Source organism: uncultured Stenotrophomonas sp., assembly GCF_963519125.1.
GTDB lineage: Bacteria > Pseudomonadota > Gammaproteobacteria > Xanthomonadales > Xanthomonadaceae > Stenotrophomonas.
The window spans coordinates 164,799-186,426 of the sequence record NZ_CAUQLJ010000003.1 but is presented as its reverse complement, the minus strand read 5'-3'; the positions used below and the strand labels follow the sequence as shown (position 1 = coordinate 186,426).

General features: G+C 69.3%; 19 protein-coding genes. 14 read left to right on the top strand and 5 right to left on the bottom strand.

The window, feature by feature from the left end; translation table 11 throughout:
- Positions 1-18 precede the first annotated feature (18 nt).
- The 7 genes from RYM47_RS03625 to RYM47_RS03595 are packed head-to-tail and all read left to right on the top strand — an operon-like array spanning position 19 to position 9,663.
- The gene (locus RYM47_RS03625; RefSeq protein WP_315386150.1) at positions 19-1,215 is read left to right on the top strand and encodes an MFS transporter; all 1,197 of its coding nucleotides are present in this window, start codon (positions 19-21) and stop codon (positions 1,213-1,215) included.
- The gene (locus RYM47_RS03620; protein WP_315386149.1) at positions 1,212-2,402 is read left to right on the top strand and encodes an isochorismate synthase; all 1,191 of its coding nucleotides are present in this window, start codon (positions 1,212-1,214) and stop codon (positions 2,400-2,402) included. Before RYM47_RS03625 ends, RYM47_RS03620 begins: the two co-directional genes overlap by 4 nt.
- Entirely contained in the window at positions 2,402-4,054 is a 1,653-nt protein-coding gene (locus RYM47_RS03615) for an AMP-binding protein (protein ID WP_315386148.1), read from the top strand. The genes RYM47_RS03620 and RYM47_RS03615 overlap by 1 nt, the downstream gene beginning before the upstream one ends.
- Complete coding sequence (locus RYM47_RS03610) at positions 4,054-4,689, top strand: isochorismatase family protein (RefSeq protein WP_315386147.1); 636 nt, start codon at positions 4,054-4,056, stop codon at positions 4,687-4,689. The genes RYM47_RS03615 and RYM47_RS03610 overlap by 1 nt, the downstream gene beginning before the upstream one ends.
- Positions 4,686-4,955 carry a phosphopantetheine-binding protein gene (locus tag RYM47_RS03605; RefSeq protein WP_315386146.1) on the top strand — a complete coding sequence of 90 codons (270 nt, stop codon included), beginning with the start codon at positions 4,686-4,688 and terminating at the stop codon, positions 4,953-4,955. Before RYM47_RS03610 ends, RYM47_RS03605 begins: the two co-directional genes overlap by 4 nt.
- The gene (locus tag RYM47_RS03600; RefSeq protein WP_315386145.1) at positions 4,952-8,905 is read left to right on the top strand and encodes an amino acid adenylation domain-containing protein; all 3,954 of its coding nucleotides are present in this window, start codon (positions 4,952-4,954) and stop codon (positions 8,903-8,905) included. Before RYM47_RS03605 ends, RYM47_RS03600 begins: the two co-directional genes overlap by 4 nt.
- On the top strand, positions 8,902-9,663 hold the full coding sequence (locus RYM47_RS03595) for a 2,3-dihydro-2,3-dihydroxybenzoate dehydrogenase (protein WP_315386144.1): 762 nt from the start codon (positions 8,902-8,904) through the stop codon (positions 9,661-9,663). Before RYM47_RS03600 ends, RYM47_RS03595 begins: the two co-directional genes overlap by 4 nt.
- On the opposite strand, the gene RYM47_RS03590 is transcribed toward RYM47_RS03595, so the two are convergent.
- From RYM47_RS03590 to RYM47_RS03575, 4 genes are read right to left on the bottom strand one after another with little or no spacing between them, the layout of a single operon-like run.
- Positions 9,660-10,253, bottom strand: coding sequence for a DUF2894 domain-containing protein (locus RYM47_RS03590; protein WP_315386143.1), 594 nt, complete (start codon positions 10,251-10,253; stop codon positions 9,660-9,662). The genes RYM47_RS03595 and RYM47_RS03590 overlap by 4 nt on opposite strands.
- A complete protein-coding gene (locus RYM47_RS03585) occupies positions 10,243-10,890 on the bottom strand; it encodes an OmpA family protein (protein WP_315386142.1) in 648 nt (215 codons plus the stop codon). Before RYM47_RS03585 ends, RYM47_RS03590 begins: the two co-directional genes overlap by 11 nt.
- Positions 10,887-13,169 carry a DUF802 domain-containing protein gene (locus tag RYM47_RS03580; RefSeq protein WP_315386140.1) on the bottom strand — a complete coding sequence of 761 codons (2,283 nt, stop codon included), beginning with the start codon at positions 13,167-13,169 and terminating at the stop codon, positions 10,887-10,889. The genes RYM47_RS03585 and RYM47_RS03580 overlap by 4 nt, the downstream gene beginning before the upstream one ends.
- Positions 13,170-13,179: 10 nt before the next feature.
- The gene (locus tag RYM47_RS03575; RefSeq protein WP_315386138.1) at positions 13,180-13,857 is read right to left on the bottom strand and encodes a DUF3348 domain-containing protein; all 678 of its coding nucleotides are present in this window, start codon (positions 13,855-13,857) and stop codon (positions 13,180-13,182) included.
- Positions 13,858-14,029: 172 nt separating this feature from the next.
- Between RYM47_RS03575 and RYM47_RS03570 the strand changes: the two genes are divergently transcribed.
- From RYM47_RS03570 to RYM47_RS03545, 6 genes are all read left to right on the top strand, one after another.
- The gene (locus tag RYM47_RS03570) at positions 14,030-14,440 is read left to right on the top strand and encodes a host attachment family protein (protein ID WP_315386136.1); all 411 of its coding nucleotides are present in this window, start codon (positions 14,030-14,032) and stop codon (positions 14,438-14,440) included.
- Positions 14,441-14,442: 2 nt separating this feature from the next.
- Positions 14,443-14,766 carry a thioredoxin family protein gene (locus tag RYM47_RS03565; RefSeq protein WP_315386134.1) on the top strand — a complete coding sequence of 108 codons (324 nt, stop codon included), beginning with the start codon at positions 14,443-14,445 and terminating at the stop codon, positions 14,764-14,766.
- Positions 14,767-14,831: 65 nt separating this feature from the next.
- A complete protein-coding gene (locus tag RYM47_RS03560; protein WP_315386133.1) occupies positions 14,832-15,173 on the top strand; it encodes a type II toxin-antitoxin system prevent-host-death family antitoxin in 342 nt (113 codons plus the stop codon).
- Between the two features lie 3 nt (positions 15,174-15,176).
- Positions 15,177-15,803 carry a hypothetical protein gene (locus RYM47_RS03555; RefSeq protein ID WP_315386132.1) on the top strand — a complete coding sequence of 209 codons (627 nt, stop codon included), beginning with the start codon at positions 15,177-15,179 and terminating at the stop codon, positions 15,801-15,803.
- Positions 15,804-16,088: 285 nt separating this feature from the next.
- Entirely contained in the window at positions 16,089-17,576 is a 1,488-nt protein-coding gene (gene proP, locus RYM47_RS03550) for a glycine betaine/L-proline transporter ProP (RefSeq protein WP_315386131.1), read from the top strand.
- Positions 17,577-17,695: 119 nt separating this feature from the next.
- Positions 17,696-19,999 (top strand): GH92 family glycosyl hydrolase, encoded by a 2,304-nt coding sequence (locus RYM47_RS03545; protein ID WP_315386130.1) that lies wholly within the window; start codon positions 17,696-17,698, stop codon positions 19,997-19,999.
- A gap of 6 nt (positions 20,000-20,005) precedes the next feature.
- Here the strand turns inward: RYM47_RS03545 and RYM47_RS03540 are convergent, their stop codons facing one another.
- On the bottom strand, positions 20,006-20,734 hold the full coding sequence (locus RYM47_RS03540; RefSeq protein ID WP_315386128.1) for an SOS response-associated peptidase family protein: 729 nt from the start codon (positions 20,732-20,734) through the stop codon (positions 20,006-20,008).
- A gap of 94 nt (positions 20,735-20,828) precedes the next feature.
- Between RYM47_RS03540 and RYM47_RS03535 the strand changes: the two genes are divergently transcribed.
- Positions 20,829-21,626, top strand: a complete 798-nt coding sequence (locus RYM47_RS03535) for a helix-turn-helix transcriptional regulator (RefSeq protein WP_315386126.1) — start codon at positions 20,829-20,831, stop codon at positions 21,624-21,626.
- Positions 21,627-21,628 lie beyond the last annotated feature (2 nt).

Sequence of the window (21,628 nt, the reverse complement as noted above, 5' to 3'; positions counted from 1 at the left end):
GTCTGCTTCTGGTGGTGCATGCGCTCAACTCCCGTCGTTTCCGGCCTGCCGGCCCTGGTCTTCGCCGCCTGGGTCGGGACCATGGCGATGATGGCGTTCGTGGCCGTGATCGGTCCGGTGGTACGCCTGCTCGGCCTGTCGGAATGGCACGCGGGGTTGTCGGTCACCGCTGCGGGTGTGCTGTGGATGCTGTCGGCGCGCCGTTGGGGCGCATTGAGCGACCGGATCGGCCGTCGCCGCGTGTTGCTGATCGCGCTGGCCGCGTATGCGGTGATCTATGTGCTGATGGCGGTGTTCGTCGATTCTGCGTTGCGCTCGGCGCCCGCGGTGTGGGTGTCCGTGCTGGTCCTGGTGGGTACGCGCGCGTTGGTCGGGCTGTTCTACGCCGCGGTGCCGCCCACCGCCGCCGCGCTCGTGGCCGATGAGGCCGCGCCGGGGCAACGCGCCGGGGCCATGGCCAAGCTCGGCAGCGCCAATGCACTGGGCATGGTGATCGGCCCTGCGGTGGCCGGTTGGGTCGCCTTCCACAACCTCGCGCTGACGCTGTACGTGGCCGCCTTGCTGCCGGTGCTCGCGTGGCTGGTGATCGCCTGGCGTCTGCCGCGCACCCCGCCGCCTGCCGCACCGGGCAATGGTCCGCGTGCACGGCTCAACGCGTTCGATCCGCGCCTGCGCCTGCCGGTGATGGCGGTGTTCGCCGCGATGATCTCGGTGACCATCGCGCAGGTCACGGTCGGTTTCTTCGCCATCGACCGCCTGCAGCTTGCGCCGGCCGCCGGCGCCCGCATGGCCGGGCTGGCGCTCACCGCGGTCGGGGTCGGCCTGATCGTGGCGCAAATGCTGGTGATGACGTTCAAGCGCATGCCGCCCCGCCATTGGATCGCGCTGGGGGCGCTGATCGCGGCGGTGGGATTTGGTTCGGTGGCGTGGGTGACGCTGCCCTGGCAGCTGCTGGCAACCTATGCCGTGGCGGCGTTCGGCATGGGCTTCGTGTTTCCGTCGTTCCAGGCGTTGGCCGCCGATTCCGTACAGGCGCACGAGCAGGGTGCCGCCGCCGGTGCGGTGGCCGCCGTGCAGGGCCTGGGCTTGGTGATCGGCCCGATGGTCGGCACGCTGCTGTATCGCGCTGCGCCCAGCGCGCCGTACCTGCTGGTCGGGACGCTGCTGTCCGGGCTGGCGATCGCAGCGCTGCTGCACGGCAGGCGCGCGCCATGAACGAGGCCGTTCGCGCAGGCGACGTCGTCGAACGTTGCGATGCCACTGCGGCGATCGAAGCAGCACCCCGCTTCCAGCTGCGCGTCGATGGGCGACACCTGGACGCGCGCGGCTGCCTGGCCACGCTGCCCACCGGCGGCACCGCTACGCTGGATGCGCGCGTGCGCACCTTCTTCGCCGCCCGACAGCGCGGCCCGGCCATGCTGGTGGGGCTGTTGCCCTTCGACCCGCACGCAGGCGATGCGCTGTTCCAGCCTGAGTGGCTGGGGCAGGCCGACACCGCGCCAGCGCCGTTGCCGCAGCCGTTCCATGGCGAGATCCACGCAGAACCGCTGGCCGCGGACTATGCGGCTGCCGTGGAAACGGCAGTCACCCAGCTGCGCCAACCCGACGCCCAGATGCAGAAGGTGGTGCTGGCGCGCACCCTCCGGGTGCAGTCGCACACGCCGATCGATCCGTACGCGCTGGTGGCGCGGCTCGGTCGCGATCCAGACGCCGTTACCTATCTGGCACCGCTGCCGGTCGCCGCAGACCAGCCCTCGGCCTGGCTGGTCGGAGCCAGTCCGGAACGACTGGTGTCGCGTCGTGGCCGCCAAGTGCTGTCGCACCCGCTGGCCGGTTCCGCGGCGCGGCGGGCGGACCCGGCCGAAGACGCACAGGCTGCGCGCGACCTGCTTGCGTCGGTCAAGGACCACGACGAACACCGCTACGTAGTGGAGGCGATCGTGGCCGCGCTGCGGCCGTACTGCGACGTGATCGATGCGGCCCCGCAGCCGACCCTGCATGCGACCACCACCTTGTGGCACTTGGGTACGCGCATCGAAGCGCGCCTGCGCGATCCGCATACCCCGGTCGCGACGCTGCTGGCCGCGCTGCATCCCACCCCGGCGGTCTGTGGCACGCCGCCGGCCCTGGCACGCGATGCGATCCACGCACTGGAGCCGGTCCCGCGCGGGTTTTACGCCGGTGCGGTCGGCTGGATCGACGCCCACGGCGATGGCGACTGGTATGTGGCGATCCGCTGCGCGCGGGTGCAGGGCATGCAGGCGCGCATCCACGCGGGCGCCGGCATCGTGGCCGGTTCCGAACCGGCACTGGAAGTGGCCGAAACCGCTGCCAAGTTCGGGGCACTGCTGGCCGCGCTGGGCGCGGCGCCGGCCCCTTCAATGGATTCCTGGAGTTGCTGATGGCTGTCCCCGTTGTTCCGCCCCGAGTTCCGCTGCGCCAGACCTGGCCGCCCGCGCTGGTGGCCCGCTATCGCGCCGCCGGTTACTGGCGCGGGGAAACCTTTCCCGGCTTCCTGCGCGAGCGCGCCGGACAGTATGCGGATGACATTGCGGTGGTCGGCGGCGAGCGTCGGCTGAGTTATGCGCAGCTGTGGGCGGAGGCCGGGCGCATCGGTGCCGGACTGCTGGCAAACGGCCTGCAGCCCGGTGACCGGGTGGTGGTGCAGCTGGGCAACACCGTGGATTTCGTGACAGTGGTCTGCGGCCTGTTCCGCGCCGGGCTGGTGCCGGTGTATGCGCTGCCCGCCCACCGTTTCACCGAAGTGGCGCATGTGCTGCGCAACGCCGAAGCCAATGCCTACATCACCACCTCCCACTACGAGGGCTTCGACTACCGCACGCTCGCGCGCGAGCTGCAGGCCGCGATTCCCGCGCTGCGCCACGTGCTCATGGTGGGGGATGCCGCTGAATTCACCGCCGTCGACGCGCTGGATGGCGACGCCGCACGCCTGCCGCCCGACCCAGACCCGCAGTCGGTGGCGTTCCTGCAGCTGTCCGGTGGCAGCACCGGCCTGTCCAAGCTGATTCCGCGCACCCACGACGATTACATCTACTCGTTCCGGGCCAGCAACGCGATCTGCGGCATCACCCGCGACAGCGTGTACCTGGTGGCGTTGCCGGCCGCGCACAACTTCCCGATGAGCTCGCCGGGCTTTTTCGGCGCGCTGTATGCCGGTGGGCGCGTGGTGCTCAGCGCCGGTGCCGGTCCGGACACCGCATTCCCGCTGATCGCGCGCGAAGGGGTGACCTGTGTTGGGCTGGTCCCACCACTGGCGCTGTTGTGGGCGCAGGCGGCGGCCACCACCGCGCATGACCTGTCCAGCCTGAAGGTGATGCAGGTCGGCGGCGCCAAGCTGGTGCCGGAAGCGGCGCGCCGGGTGATCGACGGACTGGGCTGCCAGCTGCAGCAGGTGTTCGGCATGGCCGAAGGCCTGGTCAACTACACGCGCCTGCATGACCCGCTGGACTGCGTGCTCGGCACCCAGGGGCGCCCGATCTCGTCGGACGACGAGGTGCTGGTGGTGGACGATCACGGTCATCCGGTCGCACCGGGCGAGGTCGGCCACCTGCTCACGCGCGGTCCGTACACGATCCGCAGCTATCACAACGATCCAGGCGCCAATGCGCGGTCCTTCACCGAAGACGGTTACTACCGCACGGGTGACATGGTGCAGCAGCTGGCAGGCGGTTACCTGGTCGTGCAGGGACGGGCAGGTGACCACATCAACCGTGCCGGCGAGAAGATCTCCGCCGAGGAGATCGAGGACCACCTGCTGGCCCACGCCAGTGTGTTCGACGCCGCCGTGGTCTCGATGCCCGACCCCTACCTGGGCGAGCGCAGCTGCGCGTTCGTGATCGCCCGTGGCGAGCGGCCCAGCGCGGCCAGCCTCAAGGCGTGGGTGCGCGGGCGCGGCCTGGCCGCGTTCAAAGTGCCCGACCAGGTGGTGTTCGTCGACGCCTTCGGCACCACGGCGGTGGGCAAGGTCAGCCGTCGCGAACTGCGCGCCCAGCTGCGCGCCACCCACATTGCACAGACAGGAGAGACGCGCTGATGGCGCTGCCCCGCATTACCGATTACGCCTTGCCCACCGCGGCCGAGCTGCCGCCGCCGCGCGGGCCGTGGCAGCCCGACGCGGCGCGCCTGGCGCTGCTGGTGCATGACATGCAGCGCTACTTCCTGGCGCCGTTCGCGGCCGACAGCGCGCCGCTGGCGCCGGCGGTGGCCAACATTGCGCGGCTGATCACGCACTGCCGCGCACGCGACATCCCGGTGTTCTACACCGCCCAGCGCGGTCACCAGGACCGCCGCGACCGTGGGCTGCAGGCCGACCTGTGGGGCCCGGGCATGCACGCCACCGCCGAGCACGAGGCCATCATCGACGCACTGGCGCCGGTGGAAGGCGACCATGTGCTGGTCAAGCACCGTTACAGCGCGTTCCAGCGCAGCAACCTTGAAACCCTCATGCGCGTACGCGGCCGCGACCAGCTGCTGGTGACCGGCGTGTACGCGCACATCGGCTGTACCGCCACCGCAGCCGAGGCGTTCCAGCGCGACATCGAAACCTTCATCGCCGCCGACGCGGTGGCCGACTTCTCGCGCGACGACCATGACCAGGCGCTGCGCTGGATCGCCCGCACCTGCGGCGTCCCGATGACCACCGACCAGTTGCTGGAGACACTCGCATGACCGACGCCGTGGCCAACGTGCCGCTGACCCTGGAGCGCATGCGCGCCGATGTCGCCGAGCTGCTCGGCGAGGCGCCCGAGGCGGTGGGCGACGAGGAACACCTGATGGACCTGGGGCTGGACTCGATGCGCGTGCTCGGGCTGGTGCTGGCCTGGGGCAACACCGGCATCCCCCTCGAGTTCGGCCACCTGGCCGAGCACACCACGCTGGCCGGCTGGTGGCAGGTGGTGCAGCAGCTGCAGGCCCGGGCCCGCGTTGACGCATGAGCGTGGGTGACGCCAACGGCGTTGCGGCGGACGTCGTGCGATGGCCGTTGAGCGAGGCGCAGCGCGGGTTGTGGTTCGCGCAGCGCGTATTGGAAGAAGCGCCGGGCAGCGCCCGGCGTTACGGGGTCGCGGCTGCTGGTTTCAATACCGCGCACGCGATCTGGTTTGAGGGTGATCTGGACGTGGGCCGTTTCACGGCTGCGGCGGATGCGGCGGCGGGCGAGGCGGAGGCGCTGCGGCTGCGCATTGCGGCCGACGCAGATGGCGTGCCCCGGCAATGGGTGGATCCCGCACACGTCCCGCTGTTGCAGGTGGTGGACGTGTCCACCGCCGCCGATCCCGAGCAGGCGGTACGCGATGCAATGCATGCCGAGCGCCTGCGACCGGTCGATCCGACGCGCGACCGGCTCGCCCGGCAACGGCTGTACGTGCTGGGGCCGCAACGCGCGGCCTGGTACGTGCGCGTGCACCACCTGGCGACGGACGGCTACGGCATGGCGTTGTTCAGTGCACGGGTATGCGCGCTCTACAACGGCGGCGACAGCGAACCGCTGCAGCCGCTGCGACCGGTGCTGGACGAAGATGCGCAGTACCGTAGCGACGAGCGGCGCACGCGCGATGCCGCGCACTGGCACGCCTACCTGCAGCGGGCGACGCCAGCCGAAGGGCTCGGCGGCGGCACTGCGGCTGCAACTGCCGACGCGCACCGCTTCACGCGGCCGGTGGACGCCGCGCTCCGCGAGCGGCTGCTCAACGCGGCGCAGGCGATCGGGCAGCCGTGGCCCGACCTGCTCACCGCGTTGACGGCGGAATATTGCCGCCGGTACGGCGCCGCCGACGAGGTGATCGTCGGCGTCCCGTTCATGGGCCGGCTGGGCAGCGCGTCGGCGCGGGTGCCGGCGATGGTGATGAACGTGCTGCCGCTGCGGGTCGTCGCACACGACGACGACCGGATCGACGCCAGCGTGCGCGATACCGCGCGGTCGCTGGTGCGGGGGCGCCGGCACGGGCGCTACCGCGGCGAACAGCTGCGGCGCGACCTGGGCTGGGTCGGCCTGCAGCACCGCCTGCATGGGCCGCTGGTGAACGTGCAACCGTTCTACCGGCCGCTGCCGTGGCAGGGGGTCACGGCGCGGCTGGAGGTGCTGTGCACCGGCCCGGTGGACGACATCACGCTGGGCTTCCGTGGCGATGCGGTCAGTGCGCTGGAGATGGAGATCGAGGCCAATCCGGTGCGGCATGCGGCATCGGCGCTGCCGCTGCATGCCGAACGCCTGCTGCATTTCGTGTCGGACGCGCTGGAGGTGCAGGCGCGTGGGGGAACGCTGGGTGAGGTCGCGTTGTGCACCCCTGCGGAGGACCGCCGCTGGGTGCATGAGGTGAATGCCACCGGGCACGCGGTGCCGGACGTTTCGCTGGTGGCGTTGCTGCTGGCGCGCATGGCGGCCACGCCGGACGCAACCGCGCTGGTGTTCGAGGGCGAGTCGCTCAGCTACGCTGGGCTCGAGCGGCGCAGCCGCGCCCTGGCGCTGCAACTGCACTCTCTCGGCGTAGGTCGCGAGTCGCGCGTGGTGGTGGCGCTGCCGCGCTCGCTGTCGCTGCTGGTCGCGCTGGTGGCGGTGCTGCGCGCAGGGGGCGCGTACCTGCCGGTGGATCTGGACCACCCGGACGCGCGGCTGCGGCGGATCCTGGACTCGGCGGCGCCGCAGTGCGTACTGGTGGAGCCCGGCGATGCCGCGCGCTTCCAGCGGTACCGAGTGCTTTCGCCCGCGCAATGGGACTCCAACAGCGAGGATGCGTTGGCCGACGCCGTGCGGCCTGACGACGCCGCGTACGTGATCTACACCTCCGGGTCGACCGGCGAGCCCAAGGGGGTGCTGGTCGAGCACCGGGCCATCGTCAACCGGCTGGAATGGATGCGCTGCCACTACGCCGTGGGTGCGGAGGCACGCGTGCTGCAGAAGACGCCGGCCACCTTCGATGTGTCGGTCTGGGAATTCTTCCTGCCGTTGATCAGCAGTGCGACCTTGGTGATCGCACCGCCCGGCGTGCATCGCGACCCGCAGGCGCTGACCCGGCTGATCCGCGACGAACGCATTTCGATCCTGCATTTCGTGCCGTCGATGCTGGATGCGTGGCTGGGCGTGCCCGACCTCGACGCGCTGCCGCTGCGGCAGGTGTTCACAAGTGGCGAAGCACTGGACGCGGGACTGCGCGACCGCTTCCACGCCCGCGTCGATGCGCAGCTGCACAATCTATACGGACCGACCGAGGCCGCCGTGGACGTCAGTTTCTGGCCGGCCACCCGCGATGACCGCTCCGAGCCGGTGCCGATCGGCCACCCGGTCTGGAACACCCAGCTGTACGTGCTGGACGCGCGGCTGCGGCCGCTGCCGGCCGGCGTGGCCGGTGATCTGTACCTGGGCGGGGTGCAGCTGGCGCGGGGTTACCTGGGGCGTGACGATCTGACCGCTGAACGCTTCCTGCCCAATCCGCATCTGCCCGGAGGCCGCCTGTACCGCAGCGGCGACCGTGCGCGCTGGCGCGAGGATGGCGCGCTGGAGTATCTCGGGCGCAGCGACCACCAGGTCAAGCTGCGCGGACTACGCATTGAACTGGGCGAGATCGAAGCGGTACTGCGCAGCGCGCCCGGTGTGGCGCGCGCCGAAGTGCTGTTGCATGCGCCGGACGGGATGCCATCACGACTGCTGGCGTACGTGTCCGGAGACGACGTGGATCCCGCTGCGGTGCACGCTTCCGCGCGCGCACAATTGCCGGATTACATGGTGCCTTCGGCGATCATGCGCATTGCCGCCTGGCCCGTGACGTCGAACGGCAAGCTGGACCGTGGCGCATTGCCGCTGCCGGAGGTGGCCCAGGTCGCGGGTTGTGCCGCACGCTCGCCTACCGAGCAGGCGTTGGCCGTGCTGTTCCAGCAGGCGTTGGGCCTGCCTGTGCCGGTCGCCGCCGACGCGGACTTCTTCGCGCTGGGCGGCGATTCGCTCAGCGCGGTGCACCTGCTGCTGGCGATCCAGAAGCGCTGGCAGCGCGATCCCGGACTGGGGGCGATCTTTGCCACCCCGACCGTGGCCGGACTGGCCGCGCACCTGGACGCTGACGTGCAGGACACCGACCATGCACTGGCGCCGACGCTTGCGCTTGCGCAGGGCGAGCCGGGCAGGGCCCCCTTGTTCGTGATCCATCCCGCCGGTGGCATCGCGTGGAACTACCGCACGCTGGCGCGGGCGCTGGGCCCTGCGCGCGACGTGTACGGACTGCAGTCGCCCGCGCTCGACCTGGCCGCGCCGTCGCCGGCCAGCATCGAGGCGCTGGCGGCCGACTATGCCGCGCGGATCGTCGCGCTGCATCCGCACGGCCCGGTACACCTGCTCGGCTGGTCGGTCGGCGGCATCATCGCCCAGGCCATCGCCGTGCACCTGCAGGCGCATGACCGCGAGGTGGGCGCGCTGGTGCTGCTGGACGCGTATCCCAGCGAATGCTGGCGGGCAGAACCCGAGCCGGACGCGGTGGCCGCGCTGCGGGCGTTGCTGGCCATTGCCGGGCATGACCCGGAGCAGCATCCCGAGCTGGACAGCCGCGAACGCATCGTGGCGTTCCTGCGTCGCGGCGACAGCGCACTGGGCAACCTGCCCGAGCCCGTGCTCGATGGCGTGGTGCGCGCGGTGACCGGCACCAACCGGCTGATCCGCGAGCATCACCACCGCCGTTACGACGGCACCCTGGTGCACGTGCGCGCCGGCAACGACCATGTGCAGCGGCCGCACCTGCAGTCCGCGCTGTGGCAGGCCCATGCTGCCCGCGTCGAAGCGCTGCCGCTGCCGTTCCTGCATGCCGAACTCACCGGGCGTGAGGCAGTGGCGCAGCTGGCGCCGTGGTTGTCGGCGCGACTGCAGCACTGGGACGTTCTTCAACAGGACCACATGACATGAAGCTGAGCGGATTCGAGGGCACCCTGGCGCTGGTCACCGGCGCAGGCGGCGGGATTGGCATGGCGCTGGTGCAGCAGCTGCTGGACAGCGGCTGCGTGGTGGTCGCCAGCGACCTGGCTGCGCCACCCTTGCCTGTGCATCCCCGCCTGCATGCGCGGGTGCTGGATGTCAGCGACGCGGCAGCGATGGACGCGCTGGTCGCGGAGGTGGAAGCCACGCTCGGGCCGATCGGCTTCGGCATCAGCGTGGCGGGCGTGCTCCAGGTCGGGGAGGTGGCCGGCATCGACGACGCCCAGTGGCGCCGCGTGTTCGCGGTCAACGCCGACGGCGTGTTCCATCTCGGGCGAGCCCTCGCACGCGTGATGACGCCGCGTGGGAAGGGCGCCATCGTCACGGTCAGTTCCAATGCGGCTGGGGTGCCGCGCCATGGCATGGCCGCGTATGCGGCGTCCAAGGCGGCCGCGACCATGTTTACCCGCTGCCTGGGACTGGAGCTGGCCCCGCATGGGATCCGCTGCAACATCGTGGCACCGGGTTCGACGCTGACCCCGATGCAGACCGGCATGTGGGCCGACGACAACGGCGCGCAGCGCGTCATCGACGGCAGTCCGGAGACCTACAAGGCCGGCATTCCGCTGCGCAAGCTGGCAACGCCGGACGACATCGCACAGGCGGTGATGTTCCTGCTGTCCGACCAGTCCGGCCACATCGCGATGAGCGACCTGTACGTGGACGGCGGCGCGACCCTGCGCGCCTAGCGTGCGCTGCGGGCGCGGCGCGGCTTGGCCGGTGCGCGGCCGGGCGCGCTGTCGCGGCTGGGCAGGGTGCCGCGCTGCTGCATCTGTTCCAGCCAGGCCAGGTTGTCGACGTAGGCCAGGAAGTGCTCCAGATAGGCGGGCGAAACCTCGCCCATCCAGCCGATGGCACGGTGCACCAGCACGCTGGAATTCAACGGACCGCCGTCGCTGGGGGTCTGCGCGAGTGTCTGCCGGACCTGGCCCGCGGTTCGCAGCTGTGCCCATTGGATCCGGAAACCGGCCAAGGCGGGCAGCGCCGGATAGTCCGGGTTGTGGCTTGCGCGGGGGATGCCGAGCGTCGCCAGCGCTTTCCGTGGCGTGGCGGTGTCTGCGGTCGCGGTGGCAGCGGGGCGTGCCGCGAGCCGGCTGGCGTATGCGTCCAGCAGGGTTTCAAGGCGCGTATCCAGGGTGCTGCGCAGCGCGCCCTGCGTGGCCTGGCTTCGACGCTGCAGCGCTTCCAGGAACGCAAAGTGCACCGGATCCACGCGGTCCAGCTGCTGTGCCCGCCACACGGCGAGACGATCAGTGGCGGCGGTGCGGTTACCGTCCATCGCCTGCAACGCTCGGCTTCAGGCGCGGCATCGGCGCCATTTCGACACGGCGGTTGCGCGCGCGGCCTTCCTCGTCGGCATTCGAACCTACCGGCTGCTCGGCGCCGAACGCCGCAGCGAACACCGACCCGGCCGGCACGCCTTCGGCGATCAGGGTGCGGGTCACGGTCAGCGCGCGCTCGGCGGACAGCTCCCAGTTGTCGGCGAACTGCCGGTTGCTGTTGCGCACCGGTTGGTCATCGGTGAAGCCGCTGACCATCAGGATTTCGTCGCGCGAGGCCAGGTAGCCGCTGAGCGGTGCAGCCAGGCTGCGCAGCAGTTCGCGGCCTTCCGGCTGCAACTGGTCGGAGTTGAGTGCGAACAGCACGCTGCCGCGGATGCCGATGCGGCCATCCACCAGGGTTACCCGGCCGGCGGCGAGCGGTGCGGCCAGGGCCTGCTCCAGGGTCTGGCGGCGTTTGGCCTCGGCTTCGCGCTGCGCCACTTCCTCGTCCAGCCGGTGCGAGAGCTCCAGCTGTAATGCCACCACGCCGACCAGGATCAGCACGAACGCACCCAGCAGCACCGACATCAGGTCGCCGAAGGCGGCCCAGATCGGTGCGCCGGTTTCGTTCTCCAGCTCGATCTCGTCGCTCATGCGGTGGCGGCTCCGGCACTGCGGCGACGGCCGGCGAGCTGCTGCAGTTCTTCGATGATCTGCTGCTGGGACAGCACGCTCAGGTCGATCACTTCGCGCGCCTGGCTCACGTAGTAGGCCAGCTGCTCATCGCTGCGGGTCATCGATGCGTCGAGCGCACCGGCGACCTGCTGCAGCTGTTCGCCCAGCCCGGTGCTGGCGCTGCCGAAACTCTGCATGGCGGTGCCGAAGGCATCGGCCAGGCTGGCCACTTCCACCGCGCTGCCGCTGACCTGCGCGGCGACGTCTTCCAGCTTGCCGGTCTCGGCGGCGATATGCGTGGTGAACTGGGTGCCGACGCGCTCCAGCAGCTCGGCCGAGGTGCTGACCAGCGCGTCCACGGCGGTGCGCTGTTCGGTGGAGGCATGGTTGACTGCGTCCAGCAGTGTTTCCAGCGTGCCGAGCAGGCGGGTGCGCTCTTCCAGCATCGCGGTGTCGCGGACCATGCTGTCGGAAAGCTTCTGTCGCAGTTCGGCCACCACTTCGGCAGCCGCCTTCGGCGCTTCGGAGGCCAGCGTGACCAGCCGCGAAATTTCGCTGATGGTCTCGGCGGCATGCGCCTGCGCCTGGGTGCCGATCTCATGCGCGGTGCGCGACAGGGTCTCGCAGACTGCCTGCTGGCTGGCCGCGACCTGCGCGCCGTTGTCGGCCCACTGCTGGCCGAGCTGCGAGGACAGCTGCGCAAACGCGTCGCGCCAGGTGTCCAGACGCTGCGTATCGCGCGCTTCCAGCCGCTCCTGCAGGCCGCTGTGAGAGGACTGCAGGCCGTCCACCAATGCACGCGCATGCCCATCGAAACTTGCGCTGGCAGCGACCAGTGCCTGCTGGTTGCGTTCGGCGAGCTCAGCGTTGACCGACTGCTGTGCCTGCAGGGTGTCGCGCCATGCCTCCGCGCTGCGGGTGGCCGTGCTGTCCAGGCGCGCGGCGAGGGTGTCGACCAGCGCGGTGGCACGCTCGGTGTGCGTATCGCTGAATCGGCCCAGCGCAACGTCGAGCTGCGCAATCAGCGTGGCGTGGGTCTGCTGCTGCACGGCCTGCGCGTCGTTCCACTGCGTGGCGGTGGCATCGAGGCGTGCGGCAACGGCGTCGGCGCTGGCATCCAGACGGGCGGCCAGGGCTTCCAGCAGCTGTACGGCGCGCTGGTCGTGCTGTTCGCGGAGCGTAGCGAGCGTCGAACGCAGGTCCGACGAAAGCGTCTGATGCGCCTGTCGCTGAGCGTCCAGCGCGACATTCCAGGTGTCGGCCGTGGCGGCGCGACTGGCTTCGAAGCCCGTGGCCAAGCCATCCAGCTGCGCGCGCACGGCGTCGCCCACGGTGCCCTGCAATGCGGTGGTCTGCTGCGCGATGCCAGCCATGGTCTCGGCCATGATCGGCTGCAGGGCGTCGCCGACCGCGCGCGCACTCTGCGCGACGCTCGCCTCCAGCGCCTGCTGCACCGACGCGGCGAGCCGCTCGTGCGCGGCCTCGGCGCGCGTGTGGAAACTGTCCTGGCTGCTGGCCAGGCGTTCGCCGGTCGCGCCGCTCTGCTGTTCGATCGCCGCGCTCATGGCTTCAAGGCGGTCCACCAGCGCCGGCATCAGCCCGGCCTGGGCCTGCAGCAGGCGGAACGCTTCGGCACGCTGCCAGGCCTGCGAATGCACGTGCAGGGTGGTGGCGATGCGGGCGTCCAGCTGCTGCACGACCTGCAGGCGCTCACGGCGGCACAGCGCCGCGAGCAGGCCGAGCATGGCCGAGGTCGCCACACCGGCAATCGACGTGCCGAACGCCACCGCCAGGCCTTCCACCGGCGCACCGAGCGAGCCGCGGATGGCCTGCAGATCGGTCGCGCTGCCCAGCGCCAGGCCGGTGCCGCGCAGGGTCGCCATCATGCCGAGCAGGGTGCCGAGCATGCCCAGCAGCACCAGCAGGCCGACCAGGTACGGGGTCAGCACCGGCGCCGGCAGCGCCACGCGCTCACCTTCCACGCGCAGCCGCACCGCATTGCGCAGCGCATCGGGCACCTTGGCCAGCCAGTCGCCCAGGTTGGACGGCGCTTCGGCGGCGTCGGCCACGGCCTGCACCAGCCCGGCAGTGCCCTGCCGGTAGCGGTGCAGTTCCAGCGCACCGGCGCAGTAGCAGGCCGCGATCACCAGGGCGACGGCGACGCCGACCAGGTTGCTGCCGACGTACCCGGCGCCGATCCAGCCCACCGCCAGCAGGCCGGCGAGGAAAACAACAACGTAAGGAGGAGTTCTGAACATGACAGCCCGGTTAGTGGGGGCGAAGCGCTGCAAGCAGGCCTTCGATGGGGTGGAAACGAACGTCCAGTTCGGCCATCAGCACGGCCTGCATGTCGTTCCTGAGTATCTGCAGCCAGCCAGCGTCGGGATCGGCCCCGTCGCCACCGGCGTCATCGCGCAGGCGCTCGAAATGGGCGCCCAGCAGGGTTGGCACGCTCGCCAGCAGCTGCTGCTCGCGCGGGCTCAGGGCCTGCTCCATCGCCGCGTCCACCTCGGCGAGGCGCGGCAGTTCGCCGGGTGCCTGGCTGAGCCGGTCGCGCAGCTGGCCGCGCAGGCGTCCGGTGGCCGTCAGCATGGCGCGCTGCACGGTGAGACAGCGCTGGCGGAACGCGATCGGGTCGATCTTGACCGGTGCGCCGGGGTCCGGGGCGTGCTGGATGGACTGGACCAGGTTGGCACGCACCTTCGCGCATTCCTCGGCCAACGCCTCCACCTCGGTCGGCACGCTTCCGGCCGGGGCCGGCAGGCGCCCGTCCAGCGCGCGCGACAGCGCGACCGCACGGGTCCAGTCGATCCACTGGCTGAGCCGGTCGGACAGGTCCGGCCCGGTACGCGGGGCGTTGCGGTCGGCCAGCGCCGCCAGCAACCGGATGAAGGGCGGGCCGGGGACAGGCGTGCGGTGCTGCTTTTTCGCCATGATGCCGGTCAAAAACCGCGAATTTTACACTGGAATGACGGCCGGGCTCGCTGAATGCCCGGGCGGCCCGGCGCGGCGACGCTTGCACACGCCGTGAACACGCGCGTATGCGCCGCGCTTACACGCGGTTGCCTACGGTGGGGGTGGGCCAACCCATCGCCCGCAATCTTTCCAGGAGTCCACCATGCAGATCCCCGAAAAAACCCTTGTAGTGGTCGCCGACGGCGGCTCGGCCCGTGTGTTCACCAACGTCGGTGACGGCCGCACGCTGCAACTGAAGCAGGACGAGGAACTGCAGATCCGGGACATCAGCCCGGAGGGCGTCTCCGGCCAGGGTCCGTCCGGTGCGGTGCCCAAGGACATGAGCATTTCCCAGCTCAACGAAGCGACCTTCGCCAAGCAGCTGGCCCAGCAGCTGAACGACCACGCGCTGAAGAACCGTTACAGCCACCTGATCCTGGTCGCCGACCCGAAGACGCTGGGGCATATCCGCCCGCAGCTGCATAAAGAGGTCGAGTCGCGCATGCTCAAGGAGATCGCCAAGGACCTCACCAACTCGACCCTGGACGATATCCAGCGCGCCCTGGTGGCCTGACCATGGCCTTCGCGACCCGCTATGCGGACCAGTTGGAGCCGACCCGTGCCGACGTGGAGGCCGGCACGGGCTGGCAGCTGCTGGAGTTCGGCACCGACTGGTGCGGTCACTGCCAGGCCGCACAGCAGGCGGTGCGGGGGTTCGTGGACGGCCACGACCTGGTGCACCGCAAGGTCGAAGACGGCAAGGGGCGTCCGCTAGGGCGCGCCTTCACGGTGAAGCTGTGGCCGACCCTGGTGCTGTTGAAGGACGGGCAGGAGCAGGCGAGGGTGGTGCGGCCGACCGCGCCGGACGACCTGGCTCCACTGGCGCAGGCGCTGGCCTGATATACCAAAATTCCCAATTTGTCCAAAAAGGGTATACTGGCCCCGTCCGCCGTTGGAGTTCTGCCATGAGCCTGCCCCTGGATGTGCCCGGTCTTGAAAAGGCCACCGCGTCGTCGGTGAAGACCCGCGGCTGGCCGAGCCTGATGCGTACCGTGCGCGAGAAGCAGGCGCTTGTGATCACCAACCACAACCACCCCGAAGCGGTGATCGTGGACATCAAGGCCTACCAGGAGCTGCTGGCCCGTGCGGCCGGCAGCCACGACGACGGCCGCCAGGGCGAACTCGAGCGCCTGCGCGCCGAGTTCGACACCGCCCTGTCCAGCCTGCAGCGCGACGGTGGCCTGGGCAAGGTGCTGGGCCAGCCGATCCGTCGCGGCAAGGCGACCCCGCTTGGCCCGTCGCTCTGACCGGTGGCGAAGATCCTGGTGTTGGCCGGCGTCAACGGCGCCGGTAAAAGTTCACTGCTGGGCACCTGGTTGCGCGAAGCAGGCCTGACCTGGTTCAACCCCGATGCGTTTACCCGCCGGCTGGTGGAGCAGGGCTGGCCGTTGGACGAAGCCAATGCGGCTGCGTGGAGCGAGGGCACGCGCCGGTTGCGCCAGGCGATGGCTGACGGCACCGACTTCGCCTTCGAAACCACGCTGGGTGGCAACACCATTCCGCGCCTGCTGCGCGAGGCGTGCGAAAGCCACGAGGTGGCGATCTGGTTCTGCGGCCTGCAGAGCGTGGCGCTGCACGTACAGCGCGTGGCCGACCGGGTCAGCCAGGGCGGCCACGATATTCCGCAGGACAAGATCCATGCGCGTTACGACTCGGCGCGCGAGAACCTGATCGCGCTGCTGCCGTATCTTGCCGAACTGCACGTGTACGACAACAGCGCACCGCTGGATGCGCAGGGCAGGGCAACGCCACTGCCGCTGCTGCAGCTGGATCGCGATGGACTGCATCATCCGGTGACCGTGATCGATCTGTTGAAGACACCCGACTGGGCCAAGCCCATCGTGATGCGTGCGATGGAACTGCACGCAAGCGCATGACCTGTAGAAAACCCCGGTAAAACAGGCGTTTCCAGCGCACGTGAAGATTCAATAAAGGCCGCATTTCCACACTGTGGTAACATGCATCGCTTGATCATTGTCTCGGGCCGTTGCCCGTCTCTCGGTCATCCTTCCTGCAGCGCCGTGGAATCCTCGCGGCCGTCCGGGAACGTCTGTTGCCACCCCTCTTCGCGCATCGTGCCGCGTTCTTCCAGAGGCGGTCTTTTCCTGTGCCTTGCGCGGGACGTCAGGCGTCGGGATGACCCTGCTTCCAGGAGAAAGCAGATGCAGGAAGTGCATGCCGCACACGCGCATTTCGGTTGGTTCAAACGCCGCCGCCAGATGAAGGTTGACGAGGTCACCGTCGTCGACCGACCGATGTTGAAGAAAGCCGTTGGCGCTGCCGCGCTCGGCAATGCGATGGAATGGTTCGACTTCGGTGTGTACGGGTATCTCGCCGTCACCCTCGGCCACGTGTTCTTCCCGACCAGCAGCCCGACTGCGCAGTTGATCGCGACCTTCGCCACCTTCACCGTGGCCTTCCTTGTGCGTCCGCTCGGTGGCCTGGTGTTCGGTCCGCTCGGCGACCGCTACGGGCGGCAGAAAGTGCTGGCCTACACCATGATCCTGATGGCGCTGGGCACCTTCAGCATCGGCCTGATTCCCTCCTACGACAGCATTGGCATGTGGGCGCCCGCGCTGCTGTTGCTGGCGCGGCTGGTGCAGGGCTTCTCCACCGGCGGTGAGTACGGCGGCGCGGCGACCTTCATCGCCGAATACTCCACCGACCGCAATCGCGGCCTGATGGGAAGTTGGCTTGAGTTCGGCACGCTGGGCGGTTACATCGCCGGCGCGGCGACGGTCACCGCGCTGCATATGGCACTGAGCAGTACGCAGATGCTGGACTGGGGTTGGCGCCTGCCGTTCCTGATCGCCGGCCCGCTGGGCCTGCTCGGCCTGTACATGCGCATGAAGCTGGAAGAAACCCCGGCCTTCCGCGCCTACGCGGAAGAAGCAGCCAAGCGCGACCACGATCGTCCGGGGCTGGGCGCACTGCTGCGCGTGCATTGGCCGCAGCTGCTCAAGTGCGTGGGCCTGGTGCTCGTCTTCAATGTCACCGACTACATGCTGCTGACCTACATGCCCAGCTACCTGAGCGTGACCATGGGCTACGCCGAGAGCAAAGGCCTGCTGCTGATCATCATCGTGATGCTGGTGATGATGCCGCTCAACATCGTCGGCGGGTTGTTCAGCGACCGGCTGGGCCGTCGCCCGATGATCATCGGCGCCTGCATCGCGCTGTTCGCGCTGGCCGTGCCATGCCTGATGCTGGTCGGCAGCGGCAATGACTGGCTGATCTTCCTGGGGTTGATGCTGCTGGGCCTGGCATTGGTGTGTTTCACCAGCTCCATGCCATCCACGCTGCCGGCGCTGTTCTACACGCCGGTGCGCTACAGCGCGCTGTCGATCGCCTTCAACGTCTCGGTCTCGCTGTTCGGTGGCACCACGCCGCTGGTCACCGCCTGGCTGGTAGAGCGCACCGGCGATCCGCTGGTGCCGGCCTACTACCTGATGGGCGCGGCAGTGATCGGCCTGGTCACCATGCTGTTCGTGAAGGAAACCGCCAACCTCCCGCTGCGCGGCTCCCCGCCGGCCGTGGCCAGCGAAGCCGAAGCCCACGCCCTGCTGCGCAGCGACGAACCCGTTACGGTCGATGCCTCCCAGCCGACCCTGCCGGACACGGTGCTGCCAGAATCGGCCACGCCGGCGTAATGGCATTCCCCGCGCCGCAACATGCGGCGCGGGCTGATCCAATGCTAGGATCGACCCACCTTGAATCGATCTAAATCCAAATGACCAGAGCGGCAACGTCGGGGTGGGTAGCATTGGCCATGGGCGCCATGCTGGCAGCAGGAGGCGCCTCCGCGGCGCCGCAGACCGCAGGCGAACGCGCCTATGCCGCGGTTGACCCGTTCATCGGTACCGGCGGCGAAGGGCATACCTACCCGGGTGCCACGGTACCGTTCGGCATGGTCCAGCTCAGCCCGGACACCCGCATCCAGCCGCGCGAAAAGGCCTACGACTGGGCCGCCGGTTATCGTTACGACGACAGCAGCATCGTCGGCTTCTCGCACACCCACTTCTCCGGCAGCGGCCATTCCGACCTCGGCGACGTGCTGGTGATGCCGTTCACCGGCGACCCCGGCCTGGAACGTGGCGACCCGGAGAAGCCCCGCAGCGGCTATGCCTCGCGTTTCGACCACAAGGACGAGAAGGCCGAGCCGGGCTATTACGCCGTGACCCTGCAGGACTACAAGGTCCGCGCCGAGCTCACCGCCAGCGCCCGCACCGGTGTGCACCGCTACACCTACCCGAAGGGTGAGTCGGCCAGGCTGCTGCTCGACCTGCGCACCAGCCTGTACGACTACCCGGGCAAGATCTCGTGGTCGCGGCTGCGCGTGCGCGAGGACGGCACCCTCACCGGTTTCCGCGAAACCCGCGGCTGGGCGCCGGGCCGCCAGCTGTATTTCGCGATGCGCTTCTCGCGCCCGCTCACCGGCCACGCACTGCACAACACCGAGAAGGACATCGCCTACAAGGGCTTCCCGCCGCCGGGCCAGAACGACCCGACGCAGCGCGCTCAGATTGAAGGGCGCCAGCTGGTCGGCACGTTCGACTTCGGCAAGCTCGATGCACCGCTGGTGGTGAGCGTGGCGATTTCCCCGGTCAGCGAGGCCGGTGCCATCGCCAACCTCGAAGCAGAGGCCAAGGACCAGGACTTCGACCGCATCCGCGCCGATGCGCGCACCCAGTGGCAGCAGGCCCTGTCGGTGCTGGACATCGAAGCGCCGCAGCATGACCGCCGCAGCGCCTACACCGCGCTGTACCACAGCCTGCTTGGCCCGACCCTGTTCATGGACGTGGACGGCCAGTACCGCGGTTCGGACAACGCCGTGCACCGCGCCGAGGGTTACACCAACTATTCCACCTTCTCGCTGTGGGACACCTACCGTGCGCTGCATCCGCTGCTGACCCTGGTGCAGCCGGAAAAGCGCACCAGCGACATGGTCAATTCGCTGCTTGCCCACCAGCACAACAGCCCGTACGGCATGCTGCCGGTGTGGGCGTTCCACGGCCAGGAAACCTGGTGCATGATCGGCTACCACGCGGTGCCGGTGATCGCCGACGCCTACGTCAAGGGCATCCGTGGTTTCGACGCCGACAAGGCGCTCAAGGCGATGGTCGCCACCGCCAACTACGGCCCCTACGACGGCATCGCGCAGTACCGCGAACTGGGCTGGGTGCCGATCGACGAAGAAGGCGAGGCTGCGAGCAAGACCCTGGAGTACGCCTTCGACGACTGGACCATCGCGCGCATGGCCACCGCCATGGGCAAGTCCGACGTCGCGACCGAGTTCGACAAGCGTGCGACCAACTGGCGCCACGCCTTCGATGAGGAAACCGGCTTCATGCGCGCCCGCAAGCGCGACGGCAGCTTCCGCACCCCGTTCGATCCCAGCGCCAGCGGCTATGGCACCGACTACACCGAAGGCAACGCCTGGCAGTACTCCTGGTACGTGCCGCAGGACGTGGCCGGCCTTGCTGCCGCGCACGGTGGCGCCGACAAGCTGCTGGCGCGGCTGGATGCGGTGTTCGACGCCAAGGTCGACCCGTCCATCTTCGAGCACATGGAAGACATCACCGGCCTGATCGGCTGGTACGCGCACGGCAACGAGCCGAGCCACCACGTGGCGTACCTCTACGCCCATGCCGGACAGCCGTGGCGCACCCAGGCCCGCCTCAAGCAGATCATGGACACGCAGTATGCGGACCGTCCCGATGGCCTGGCCGGCAATGACGACCTGGGCCAGATGTCGGCCTGGTACGTGTTCACCGCGCTCGGTTTCTATCCGGTCGCCCCGGGCAGCGCCGAGTACATCATCGGTCGCCCGTTCCTGCCCAAGGCAGTGCTGAACCTGCCCAACGGCAAGACCTTCCGCATCACCACCGAAGGCATGGGCAAGGGCCACGAGTACGTGGGTTCGGTGACGCTCAACGGCAAGCCGCTCAACCGCACCTTCCTGCGCCACGCGGAAATCATGGCCGGTGGCGAACTGCACTTCACCCTGCAGGCCGACGCCAACACCGCGTGGCCGGGGCAGGCCGCCGAGCAGCCGTACTCGATGTCGCACTGATTCCGCTCAGTTGTCTTCGTCCCACTCATCGCCGTCCCCGTCCTGCGGGGGCGGCGATGTTGTTTCCAGGTCCGGATCGACCGGTTCCAGCAGCGTGTAGTCGTCGCGTTTCACGTCGCGGAAGGCGCGCCCCACCGGGTAGGCCTCCAGCGCGGGCGACGGTACGTGCAGGCCGGCGGGCGTGGTGATCGCGCCAGAGAGCCACTCCATCGCCTGCGCTGCGGAGAGGAACACGGGTCCATCAGGGGTCAGCGGCTTGGGAATGGCCCGGTTGGGCGTGGTCAGCACGGTGAAGCTGTCCAGCTTCTGGCCGTCGCCGTCCTCCCAGTGCTCCCACAAACCTGCCGCAAGCAGGGCGAACCCGTCGCGGCGCTGCACGAACAACGGCCACGGCGGGCGGCGGCTGCGGTCGAGCTTGTAGTAACCGGTCAGCGGCACCACGCAGGGGCGTTCGGCCCACGCCTTGGCGAAGATCCGGCTGGCGGGCGCGCGGTCGAGACGGGCGGTAACGGTGGTGTAGGTCGTGCTCGGTGTTTTCGACCAGCGCGGGACCAGGCCCCAGGTCATGTCGGACACCCCCAGCACCCCGTCGGGATCGCGTGCGAGCACCGACGCAGGCGAGCCCTTGCCGATGTTGTAGCGGTCCGGCGCGGCCGCCAGCGCTTCAGCCAGCTCGCGCGGTAGGCCTTCGGGGACGGACTCGGGTTCGGCAATGGCCTGGGCGAAGCGACGCATGGGCCCAGACTAGGCGGCGCACTGTGAGCGCGCGGTTGAGCCGCGGCGTGCCCGGCGTTAGAGTCGGGGCGTGGTCTTTTCGCGATACCTGCCCATGCCGCATCGAAAAAAAGACATCGTGCCCGCCGACAGCGCAGGCCAGCGTTTGCCTGTAGGGCCCGAGTCGGCGGTGGTGTGCCGGGCGCGGGACTACGCGGCAGGCACGGTGATTGCCTTGCACCACCATCCGGACCGCCACCAGCTGGTGTATGCCGCCTCCGGCGTGCTGGTGGTGCAGGCGGGCAGCGGCCGCTGGGTGGTGCCGAGCACGCGTGCGATCTGGATGCCGGCCGGCACCGGCCACAAGGTCAGTTGCATCGGTGCGGTGCGCATGCGCAGCCTTTACATCCAGCCGCAGGCCATGCCGAACGCGCCGACTACTGCGGCCACTGTATCAATTACCCCACTGCTTGCTGAGCTGATCGCAGCCGCCGCAAACGTGCAGCAGCCCTACGCAACGGACTCGCGCGACGGCCACCTGATGCAGCTGATCGTGGATGAACTGCAAACGCTGCCGGTGCTGCCGCTGCACGTGCCGGAACCGGCCGACCCGCGCCTGCAGCAGATCGCACACTATTGGGACAGCACGCCCGATGATGCTTCAACGCTGCAGGACTGGGCGCAGCGCCTGGGCGTGGACGCCAAGACCATCCAGCGCCTGTGCGCACGCGAACTGGACATGACCTTCGGGCAGTGGCGCCAGCAGATCCGCCTGGTGCGTGCCCTGGAGCGGCTCGCCCACGGGGAGAAGGTGATCGACGTAGCCCTGTCGCAGGGCTACGCCAGTCCGAGTGCGTTCACTGCGATGTTCAAGAAACGGTTCGGCCAGTTGCCGAGCCAGTTTTTCCAGTAACC

Coding starts and splice junctions, on each gene's coding strand:
- RYM47_RS03610 (WP_315386147.1), top strand. CDS start 4,054: ATGGCGCTGCCCCGCATTACCGATTACGCCTTGCCCACCGCGGCCGAG.
- RYM47_RS03625 (WP_315386150.1), top strand. CDS start 19: ATGCGCTCAACTCCCGTCGTTTCCGGCCTGCCGGCCCTGGTCTTCGCC.
- RYM47_RS03620 (WP_315386149.1), top strand. CDS start 1,212: ATGAACGAGGCCGTTCGCGCAGGCGACGTCGTCGAACGTTGCGATGCC.
- RYM47_RS03595 (WP_315386144.1), top strand. CDS start 8,902: ATGAAGCTGAGCGGATTCGAGGGCACCCTGGCGCTGGTCACCGGCGCA.
- RYM47_RS03580 (WP_315386140.1), bottom strand. CDS start 13,169: ATGTTCAGAACTCCTCCTTACGTTGTTGTTTTCCTCGCCGGCCTGCTG.
- RYM47_RS03540 (WP_315386128.1), bottom strand. CDS start 20,734: ATGCGTCGCTTCGCCCAGGCCATTGCCGAACCCGAGTCCGTCCCCGAA.
- RYM47_RS03605 (WP_315386146.1), top strand. CDS start 4,686: ATGACCGACGCCGTGGCCAACGTGCCGCTGACCCTGGAGCGCATGCGC.
- RYM47_RS03600 (WP_315386145.1), top strand. CDS start 4,952: ATGAGCGTGGGTGACGCCAACGGCGTTGCGGCGGACGTCGTGCGATGG.
- RYM47_RS03535 (WP_315386126.1), top strand. CDS start 20,829: ATGCCGCATCGAAAAAAAGACATCGTGCCCGCCGACAGCGCAGGCCAG.
- RYM47_RS03565 (WP_315386134.1), top strand. CDS start 14,443: ATGGCCTTCGCGACCCGCTATGCGGACCAGTTGGAGCCGACCCGTGCC.
- RYM47_RS03585 (WP_315386142.1), bottom strand. CDS start 10,890: ATGAGCGACGAGATCGAGCTGGAGAACGAAACCGGCGCACCGATCTGG.
- RYM47_RS03560 (WP_315386133.1), top strand. CDS start 14,832: ATGAGCCTGCCCCTGGATGTGCCCGGTCTTGAAAAGGCCACCGCGTCG.
- RYM47_RS03570 (WP_315386136.1), top strand. CDS start 14,030: ATGCAGATCCCCGAAAAAACCCTTGTAGTGGTCGCCGACGGCGGCTCG.
- RYM47_RS03545 (WP_315386130.1), top strand. CDS start 17,696: ATGGGCGCCATGCTGGCAGCAGGAGGCGCCTCCGCGGCGCCGCAGACC.
- RYM47_RS03590 (WP_315386143.1), bottom strand. CDS start 10,253: ATGGACGGTAACCGCACCGCCGCCACTGATCGTCTCGCCGTGTGGCGG.
- proP (WP_315386131.1), top strand. CDS start 16,089: ATGCAGGAAGTGCATGCCGCACACGCGCATTTCGGTTGGTTCAAACGC.
- RYM47_RS03615 (WP_315386148.1), top strand. CDS start 2,402: ATGGCTGTCCCCGTTGTTCCGCCCCGAGTTCCGCTGCGCCAGACCTGG.